The following is a 233-nucleotide window of genomic DNA, read 5'->3' as shown; positions in this document are numbered from 1 at the left end:
CCCGCTGGCGATGCCATGGAGCCGGTTCGGCCGGATGCCCTCTGGCTGGAATCCACTATCAGCGGGGCGATGACGATCACCGCGCCGTCGTACTTCTCTGCCATGACCGAGGGTGGGACCACCGCGATCCTTGCTGCAACGCCGGCTGAGTTCCTGGCGCAGTTCGAGGCGGCGCAGGCATGAACATCGACGACAAGCACGTACTTGCAGCTCTTCGAGCTTGGTATATGGAT

General features: G+C 62.7%; 1 protein-coding gene. It reads left to right on the top strand.

The window, feature by feature from the left end; genetic code table 11:
- On the top strand, positions 1-183 hold a 183-nt coding region (locus SB753_RS41815), incomplete at its 5' end, for a hypothetical protein (RefSeq protein WP_410805789.1).
- Positions 184-233 lie beyond the last annotated feature (50 nt).

It is taken from the genome of Paraburkholderia sp. SIMBA_053 (assembly GCF_046534895.1).
Classification (GTDB): domain Bacteria; phylum Pseudomonadota; class Gammaproteobacteria; order Burkholderiales; family Burkholderiaceae; genus Paraburkholderia; species Paraburkholderia caledonica.
This window is presented reverse-complemented; position numbering and strand designations above follow the sequence as displayed.